This window comes from Shewanella basaltis (assembly GCF_023283885.1).
Classification (GTDB): Bacteria; Pseudomonadota; Gammaproteobacteria; order Enterobacterales; family Shewanellaceae; genus Shewanella; species Shewanella basaltis.
Genome location: NZ_JAKILA010000014.1, coordinates 106,112 through 115,159, shown reverse-complemented (window position 1 = coordinate 115,159; position 9,048 = coordinate 106,112). Strand labels below are relative to the sequence as shown.

The 9,048-nt window shown below is 43.7% G+C and carries 8 protein-coding genes; all 8 read right to left on the bottom strand.

The genetic code is table 11. From position 1 onward, the window contains the following. Positions 1-660: 660 nt before the first annotated feature. Entirely contained in the window at positions 661-2,661 is a 2,001-nt protein-coding gene (locus L2703_RS11620; RefSeq protein WP_248971253.1) for a methyl-accepting chemotaxis protein, read from the bottom strand. 177 nt (positions 2,662-2,838) lie between these two features. Next, complete coding sequence (locus L2703_RS11615; RefSeq protein WP_248971252.1) at positions 2,839-3,651, bottom strand: alpha/beta fold hydrolase; 813 nt, start codon at positions 3,649-3,651, stop codon at positions 2,839-2,841. Positions 3,652-3,706: 55 nt separating this feature from the next. Then, positions 3,707-4,072, bottom strand: coding sequence for a hypothetical protein (locus tag L2703_RS11610; RefSeq protein WP_248971251.1), 366 nt, complete (start codon positions 4,070-4,072; stop codon positions 3,707-3,709). Between the two features lie 127 nt (positions 4,073-4,199). Next, on the bottom strand, positions 4,200-5,792 hold the full coding sequence (locus tag L2703_RS11605; RefSeq protein WP_248971250.1) for an ABC-F family ATPase: 1,593 nt from the start codon (positions 5,790-5,792) through the stop codon (positions 4,200-4,202). A 241-nt stretch (positions 5,793-6,033) separates the two neighbouring features. Continuing rightward, positions 6,034-6,951 (bottom strand): M14 family metallopeptidase, encoded by a 918-nt coding sequence (locus L2703_RS11600; protein ID WP_248971249.1) that lies wholly within the window; start codon positions 6,949-6,951, stop codon positions 6,034-6,036. Between the two features lie 26 nt (positions 6,952-6,977). Next, positions 6,978-7,943, bottom strand: a complete 966-nt coding sequence (locus L2703_RS11595; RefSeq protein WP_248971248.1) for a DMT family transporter — start codon at positions 7,941-7,943, stop codon at positions 6,978-6,980. Between the two features lie 9 nt (positions 7,944-7,952). Then, entirely contained in the window at positions 7,953-8,159 is a 207-nt protein-coding gene (locus L2703_RS11590) for a hypothetical protein (RefSeq protein ID WP_248971260.1), read from the bottom strand. 123 nt (positions 8,160-8,282) lie between these two features. Beyond that, positions 8,283-9,041 carry an SDR family oxidoreductase gene (locus tag L2703_RS11585; RefSeq protein ID WP_248971247.1) on the bottom strand — a complete coding sequence of 253 codons (759 nt, stop codon included), beginning with the start codon at positions 9,039-9,041 and terminating at the stop codon, positions 8,283-8,285. Positions 9,042-9,048 lie beyond the last annotated feature (7 nt).

Sequence of the window (9,048 nt, the reverse complement as noted above, 5' to 3'; positions counted from 1 at the left end):
ACCTGGATTCCGGCTTTAAAAGCGTTGCCGGAATGACGTAGTAGTAGATGGTGTTTGTTATTAATTTTTGCTTTATGTTTTTTGCTCGTCATCCCTGAATGCTTTTATCAGGGATCCAGGTGTTTCTTTTGACCTTATTGAAAACCTAAAGCCAACACCTGGATTCCGGCTTTAAAAGCGTTGCCGGAATGACGTAGTAGTAGATGGTGTTTGTTATTAATTTTTGCTTTATGTTTTTTGCTCGTCATCCCTGAATGCTTTTATCAGAGATCCAGGTGTTTCTTTTGACCTTATTGAAAACTTAAAGCCAACACCTGGATTCCGGCTTTAAAAGCGTTGCCGGAATGACGTAGTAGTGGGCGGTGTTTGTTATTAATTTTTGCTTTATGTTTTTTGCTCGTCATCCCTGAGTGCTTGTATCAGGGATCCAGGTGTTTCTTTTGACCTTACTTGAAAACGTAAAGCAACACCTGGATTCCGGCTTTAAAAACGTTGCCGGAATGACGTAGTAGTTGAGCATTAGCGGAATGACGTAATAGTGGCCGTTACCGGAATGACGTAGTAGTGGGCGTTGCTTAAATGATGACGAAGCAGTGGGCGTCATCATTTAATTCGAGCGACTAAGTGATGACCTTGAGGTGCTGCTGTTGGTTTATCTGCTTAGTCTTTGGATAAGGTAAACTTACTCACTTGGCGTGACATATTGCTGGCATCGTTGAGTAGGCTGTCGTTAAGCTCTGCCAGTTGTTGTGATACTTCCTGAGTATGATGGTAAATTTCGGTGATTTTCATGGCATTACGATTCACTTCTTCAGCTACCGCTGATTGCTCGTGGGTCGATGCTGCTATTTGCCCGTTCATGCTGTCAATAATCCCCACATGTTCTGCAATTAATTTAAGCTCACTACCTGCATGTTTAGACTCTTCAACACTAAGCTGTGCTTGTGCTTGGCCACGTTTCATGGCTTGAACCGCTGTCGCCGCACCGGACTTTAATCGATCTGTCATGTTTTTTATATCTTCAGTTGAGCTTTGTGACCGCTGCGCTAATGTTCTTACTTCGTCAGCAACCACAGCAAAGCCTCGGCCTTGCTCTCCTGCCCTTGCGGCCTCAATTGCTGCATTGAGTGCCAACAAATTGGTTTGCTCTGCGATTGAACTAATCACATCTAAAATGCTAACAATGCTTTGCACATCGGCATCTAAACGGCCTATGGCATCGGCGGCATCGGCAATTTCATTGGCAAGGATCTGAATGGCTTCGCCCGTTTTACTCACATCATTATTACCGCTTTTCGCTTCAATATTCACTTTGGCTGTTGCATCGGCGGCTTGAACGGCATTGGCTGCAATTTCATTTACGGTTGCGCTCATTTGTGTCATGGCGGAGGCTACTTGTTCTGCCTCTGACGACCCTTGTTGTACATCGGCTTGCATTGAACGGGTATAGCCATTCATTTGCTCAACGGCATTGACCAGGTTAATAGCGTTAGATCGCACTTTTATAATGATATCTTCAAACTCTGCCATCATTTGGTTAAATGCGTTGGATATTTGGCCAAATTCATCGTCTGACTGCTGGGGTAAACGTGTGGTTAAATCAAATTGAGTGCCGGCATGTAACATTTGTTTGTGTAATACACTTAAACTGCGGTGCAGGTATCCTGACATGGTGATACTAATAACAATAACAAAGGCTAATGCCAACACCAGTAATATTGTGGTGTAGTACATATGCTGCGTTGCCTGGGCCAGTTTAGTTTGGCTAAGTTGAATGAGTTCGCTACCAAATTGTTTTTCTAAATCGGTTAGGATCTCGATCCGTGCTGTGGATTTTTTAAACCAATCTTCTGGGTTTTGCTGCAACATGGCTTGGGCATCTTGAGTAAACGCAATTTCACGTAATGATTGCACTTCTGCGGTAGCTGAACCTTGTTGTGCTTGCTTAAATAAATTGACATTGTTCGTTGTTGCGGCGGCGCTAAAACGCTCTGCGTAGGTTTGTTGCTCGGCGACTAAGGTTACAAATTTGCGGTATAAACCTGGCGCAAACTCACTATTACCAAAAGTTGTGCTTAATACAGCGCGCTCGATGCCTGCTCGTTCTTTTAGCTGCAAGTAAGCTGCAAATGCTTTGAGTCGCATAGATAATTCGCTGTCTAGACTTTGACTTGCAGCTTCATCGACCATAGACAATAGTTGTGTGTTCAATTGGGTGTAGTAACCGACCTGCTCTGCCACTGTCACGCTTAAATTACTGACTTTTGTCCGCATGTTGGCCAATTGCGTTAATGATGAGGCGACTTGATCGTAAGTAGATTGTAATTGAACCGGAAAATCATCTTGTTGAGCAAATTGTTTAAAGCGGCTAATTTGGTTATCGGTTTGGCTGCGTTGCGAAGGGAGCCCGTCTTTAAATGACTGGCCTTTTGAGCCGATAAAACCTGCGCTCATACCACGCTCTTTTTGCAGTTCGTGTACAAGTGCACTATTGATAATAGCCACATTGGATAAATCAATCACTAACCTAAGTTGCTGCTGAGTACGGTACTCGTTACTGACATACATGCCACCAAATATGATACTGGTCACTAAAGGCGGCAACACCAACAAAGCAAGTTTACGCGATATTTTTAAGTTACTAATCCACTGCAAGTTCATACACATTCCTTTGTTATTTTATGTCAATATAATCATAGTCGGCTCAGGGTAATTGATATGATTAATTTTGGTATTAAAAACAGATAAAACTCTGACATAGCTCACAGCTAATTTAGCAAATATTGTTGTAACCTGCCCCTTGTACCTACTGTGAGGTATACATTGTGCCCATATACGCTATTGGTTTAATGCAAGACAAAAATCACTGATTAATGTTGGCCATTCATTAACATCTACCATCGATTTAGCCACATGCAATTGCGCGTTAGGCAGCGATTGCTGTAAGGTCATTGCGCTTTCAACAGGGTGAGCATCGTCACCGTCCCATGCCAATATCAGTGTTGGAACATCAATAGTGGCAAGTTGCTGTTTGCTGGGCAAATCATTTTGCGCGGCTGCGGTAAACAGTTGATGGAGTGTTTGACGCTTCATTGACTTTAAGCCATCTAACATCCCCAGCACACTGTGTTTGTGGGCATCAATTAACCACGCCGGTAACATTTTATCTAAATGCTTGGCATTCATGTTTGCAAGGCCTTTTCCGCCTAGTATTTGTGCGGCTTTGGCTATTTTATGATAGTAATCAATTTGTGCAGCCCTTGCTTGCCAGCCAATAGGCGGTGTCATTAACACTAAGCCTTTAACTTTATCTGGGTGTGCTAATGCCGCATATAAACTGGTTGCGCTCCCCATTGATTGACCGCCTAAGATAAGAGGCATAGGTGCACGATAATGTGCTGCAACTCGCAACATGTCTTTGGCAAGGTTTGGCCAAAGGTAATCCTCAACAGACTCGCCAGGGGCTGAGAGTCCGTGGCCAATAGCGTCAAAACGAATAAGTTGTAGTTTTTTGGGAAAACGATGCCATGCATAAACGCCAATGGCATCTTCACTTTGCATACAGCCACATAAACCATGGGCCCATAATAAGGTGCTGCCTTTACCACTAATAGAACAATTAAACTGATTAATATTAAATTGCTCTGTCATAATAATTGGCCTCCTAATTAGTTATCGCCACGCAGATTATTAGCATTACGGTTTATTATCCTTTAACGATGTCGATTAAGCGTTTAATGAACAGTTCAACGGCTTGAACAGTATCAAATCTAAATGCCAGGCCGTAATGTGTTTCATTAAGGCCTTTATATTGCCTTGTCGGAAAACGGGTCATTTGTGCATTGTGATAATAATCGTATTTGGCATGTACGCCGTCAATAGTGGCAAGCTCAGTTGAAAAAACTTCAAAGGCTGGGCGAATTATCAATAACGGCGTTTTACCTTCAACATGCACATAAACTGGCTCTTTAAGCTCGGGGAGCATGTATTCGGTAACATTCTTAATATTAAAGTTAGTTCGACATTTGAGTTCATTCAAGGTGCTTGCGGCTTGTTCGAGGGTGATGCTCATGTGTTTGTCTGCCTGGCAATGGTTAATGGCTTGAGTATATTGCTAAAACAATAATTAAAAAACAAAAAGCCCCGAACATTTGTTCAGGGCTTTTAAGTTGTTTTGCAAGTATTAGACGCGGCTTAACTTAACCTTCAATACCTTTACTGGCAAGAAACTCATCGTAAGTGCCTTTAAAGTCGTTAATACCTTGTGGGGTAATTTCAAGAATACGCGTAGCAAGTGACGATACAAATGCACGGTCGTGAGAGACGAACATTAGTGTGCCTTCGTATTTCTCAAGGGCGTTGTTTAATGACTCGATTGATTCCATATCCATGTGGTTAGTCGGTTCATCGAGCAATAAGATGTTTGGCTTTTGCATGATAAGTTTACCAAAGTACATGCGGCCTTTTTCACCACCAGACAATACTTTAACAGACTTTTTAATGTCATCGGCGCCAAACAGCATACGGCCTAAAATACCGCGTACAGATTGGTCGTCATCGTTTTCTTTGCGCCATTGGCTCATCCACTCAAATAAGGTCATGTCGTTAGCAAAGTCTGCTTCATGATCCTGTGCGTAGTAACCAATGTTGCTGTTTTCAGACCAGTGAATGGTACCTTCATCTTGTGGAATGTCGTGCACTAAGGTACGTAGCAAGGTGGTTTTACCCACACCGTTTTGGCCTAAAATGGCAATGCGCTCGCCCACTTCAACCATTAGGTCAAACTTGCTGAACAGCGGCGTGTCATAGCCTTTTGCAAGGTTTTCGACAACCAATGCGTTACGGAATAGTTTCTTTTCTTGTTCGAAACGGATAAACGGATTAACACGGCTAGAGGCTTTAATGTCATCAAGCTTAATTTTATCAATCTGTTTAGCGCGCGACGTAGCTTGTTTTGCCTTAGATGCGTTAGCCGAGAAACGGGCAACGAAGGTTTGCAGTTCAGCAATTTGGGCTTTTTTCTTGGCGTTGTCGCTCATTAAGCGTTCACGTGCTTGTTGAGAAGCCATCATGTATTCGTCGTAGTTACCTGGGTAAACACGCAGTTCGCCGTAATCTAAGTCAGCCATGTGGGTACACACTGAGTTTAAAAAGTAACGGTCATGGGAAATGATGATCATGGTACTGTTACGTTGGTTTAACATGTCTTGTAACCAACGAATGGTATCGATGTCCAAGTTGTTGGTTGGCTCATCGAGTAACAGCAAATCTGGATCAGAAAACAATGCTTGAGCTAACAATACTCGCAGTTTAAAACCTGGGGCAATTTCACTCATTAACCCAAAGTGCTGTTCGGTGCCAATGCCTACACCTAATAATAAGTCACCGGCGCGAGATTCTGCGGTGTAACCGTCCATTTCAGCAAATTCCATTTCAAGCTCGGCCACTTTGATGCCGTCTTCTTCGCTCATTTCAGGTAAAGAATAAATGCGGTCACGCTCTTGCTTTACTTTCCATAGCTCACGGTGGCCCATGATCACAGTGTCGACCACTGAATATGTTTCGTAGGCAAATTGGTCCTGGTTTAATTTACCCATGCGCTCGTTAACATCTAACGATACGTTACCGCTTGATGGCTCTAGATCACCGGCAAGGATTTTCATAAAGGTGGATTTACCACAACCATTCGCGCCAATTAAACCGTAGCGATTACCGCCACCAAATTTGACAGAGATATTTTCAAACAGTGGCTTAGCGCCAAACTGCATTGTGATGTTAGCTGTTGTAATCAAAATGAAATTCCAAATCGTGTTGTGTGTTTAAACCGGTATCACATTATAGCTTAATGGCGCAATTTGACATCGCTATGACGTAAACTGACTGTAAACCAAAAAATAATGAGATTGAAACTGGTATACGGCATCGCCGAAGGAGTGAATGTAAAGCGCGACATTGTAAGGATTTCTGGCTTATTTATCAACCTATCATACGGCTTTGCTGGTGCAACAAAAAATCGCACCAGCAACGCATTAATTATTTAATTACTTTAATAATATAATCAAGCCCGCCAGTAATTGCGGCGACTTGCGCATCGTTACATTGTTGAGCGGTCACATGAGGGCTGTCGGGGTACACTTCGGTGGTGGTGTTAAAGTGATTGTGAGTGATGCCGGCGCACAGGCTAAGCTTTTTAACTGGATAATTAATCACGCCAAATTGCTCAATGGGTACTTCAATCAACTGGCCATTGTCATCTGGTGCAATGTGAGTCACTTTAGCCACGGCATCGATAATGGCTTTTTGAAACTCAGGGGTGGGATTATCGCTATCGCCAACCAAATAAAAACCATCAGGAATAATGCCTTTTTCGTATTCGACACCATCACGGGCCGACAATAGCGGCCTAAATTCGAGTTCGTCTGTGTCGGTGGTTTCATGTAAGTCTATGTGGGCATACACCTCACCGAGGGTAGCCACAAACGCCATTAATGCCGCCGACTCTTCAGCTGGGCTATTGGCGTAAAATGAACGGTTGGGATCTATCGCTTTAGGATTCCAACGGTTAATGGTTTCATATCCCCATGGGCTGATACACGGAGCCACGGCAATATTAAAAAACTGACTGTAATGTTTGGCTTTTGTAGCTAAAAATTGAATAGCACCATGCACACCACTGGTTTCGTACCCGTGCACGCCGCCTGTGACTAAAATGGTCTTTTTGCTGTTATCCCAATTGCGAGACTTAAAAGCAAATAACGGATACTTATCGACGTCATAAGATAACGCGCCGTATTGCACCTGTTCAAACTCCTTGGCAAGCGGGCTTAACTTGCTAACCACTTCATCTTGATATGAGCGTTTTATGGTCACTTGTGCAAGCCATTGGGCTTTATCTGCATCGGTCCATTTTTGCCCTGGAGTGCCGATGTGGTATGGGGTCGAATCTGTCATGAAACCTCTTTTCTGGTTAATGCTAGTTAAAGTTTATTGGTTGTTTTAGCGACAATCACCAGCGCAATGCCAAACAAAATAATACTGGCGCAAAGGATCAGATGAACACTCAGTTGCTCGCCAACAAAAATGACGCCACCCACAGCGGCAATGACCGGAACTAACAGTTGTAATACCGCCGCATGATTGGCGCTTAACCCGCTAAGCGCTCGATACCATAATGCATAACCCACGCCCGAGGCCAACGCACCAGACAATATTGCCAGTAACACGCCTTGTGAACTGACATTAAATGCCAGCCCTGCTGATGATTGCATAGCATCGACGGGCATCAAGCTAGATAACAGCCAGACTAGAGCAAGCATCAATAATACTAAGGGTATGGTGCGAATAAAATTATACCCAGTAGCAAACAATGGCTTAGCTGTACCTTTACCCAAGAGTGTATAACCGCCCCATGCACAACCACTGATGGCCATAAGTACCATGCCAGTGATTGATAACTCGCCATGAGCCACCACAACGCTTGGCCAAACTAAATAGCCAAAGCCCGCAAACGCGATTAGTGCGCCAAGGATTTCAAGCCGGTTTAGGCGATGACCTTGTATGTAACTCATCAACATCATGCTCATTTGCACTGCGGCAAATAATACTAATGCACCCGTTGCGGTGTCTAGCAGCACATAAGCGTACGAAAACCCAATGGCATAAACAAACAACAAGGCCGCAGCAAGAAAACTGCCATGAGGTTGTGCTGAAGAATTATTCAATGTTGTACGGTTTTTTGCTGAGCTAAGATGCATCAATAACGCCAGCATTAACGCACCGGATGCTAAGCGTATGGCAGTAAAACTACTCGGGTCAATGAGTGGCAAAGCTTGTTCATTTGACAGTGCAAGGCGGCAAAGTACCGAATTAGCGGCAAATGCGATTAAGGCGATTAAGGTGTAAAATGTCAGTGCGCTACGTGATAGCGGCGAGGCAGGTGCCATAAGATAACCTTACTTAGATGACTTTTTAAAACTGAACTTACCCACAAACCAGTTAATCACCGCCACCTGCTGCACATGGCTTAGGCCAAAATACACACAAATCCATGGCGAAATAAGTAAAAACCACGGCAGCGCAGCGGTTGAACGTCCTGAAAAAAACAAAAACAAAAAGCCGCCATAAATAATAACCACACCTAGGATCCCCACGATAAGCATGATTTTTTTTAAAATGAGTTCTAATTTTGCCACGTGATTAATCCCTAAAAATAAAAAGTCACGCCGAGCAAAAGCTCGGCGTGACTGCATCATAACAAACAGAGTTAGCTAAATACCACTGCTCTATAGACGAATACCACCGTCAATCTCAAATACGCGGCCGTTTACATAATCATTTTCGATGATAAAACGCACCGTAGATGCGATCTCTTCTGGCTGACCTAAACGCCCTACTGGCACCATTTTCTCTAAACGCTCTAGTGCTTCTGGCTTCATGGCGGCGGTCATTTCAGTGGCGATGACACCAGGAGCCACCGCAGCGCTGCGAATATTGTAGCGCGCTAACTCTTTGGCCCAACCCACAGACATAGCCGCAACACCGGCTTTAGATGCCGAATAGTTAGATTGGCCCATGTTACCGGCTTTAGCTAGGCTAGAAATATTAATAATCACCCCAGCTTGCTTGGTTTCAATCATGGCTGCAGTCGCTTCGCGCCCACATAAAAAACTGCCCGTTAAATTGACATTAATAACCGACTGAAACTGCTGATACGACATGCGGTCGGTCACCACGCCATCTTTGGCTTTCACCATTAAGCCGTCACGTAAAATACCGGCGTTATTAATTAACACATTCACCTGGCCAAAATCTTCAACAATGTATTTAAACCCGGCGACGACATCTTCTTCGTCGGTAATATCTAAGGCGTAACCTTGTACTTCAGTTGTTGCGCCTAAATCTGCACAGGCTTGTTCAAGCTTGGTTTGGTCAACATCGATAAGCGCCAATTTAGCCCCTTGAGCAGCTAAATCGTGTGCCATAGACAGACCTAAACCACCTGCTCCGCCAGTAATGACGACAACCTTATCTTTTAATTCCATCAACTGA

Excerpts from the sequence above, each read along its gene's own strand:
- L2703_RS11620 (WP_248971253.1), bottom strand. The coding sequence starts at position 2,661 with ATGAACTTGCAGTGGATTAGTAACTTAAAAATATCGCGTAAACTTGCT.
- L2703_RS11615 (WP_248971252.1), bottom strand. The coding sequence starts at position 3,651 with ATGACAGAGCAATTTAATATTAATCAGTTTAATTGTTCTATTAGTGGT.
- L2703_RS11610 (WP_248971251.1), bottom strand. The coding sequence starts at position 4,072 with ATGAGCATCACCCTCGAACAAGCCGCAAGCACCTTGAATGAACTCAAA.
- L2703_RS11600 (WP_248971249.1), bottom strand. The coding sequence starts at position 6,951 with ATGACAGATTCGACCCCATACCACATCGGCACTCCAGGGCAAAAATGG.
- L2703_RS11595 (WP_248971248.1), bottom strand. The coding sequence starts at position 7,943 with ATGGCACCTGCCTCGCCGCTATCACGTAGCGCACTGACATTTTACACC.
- L2703_RS11590 (WP_248971260.1), bottom strand. The coding sequence starts at position 8,159 with ATGCTTATCGTGGGGATCCTAGGTGTGGTTATTATTTATGGCGGCTTT.
- L2703_RS11585 (WP_248971247.1), bottom strand. The coding sequence starts at position 9,041 with ATGGAATTAAAAGATAAGGTTGTCGTCATTACTGGCGGAGCAGGTGGT.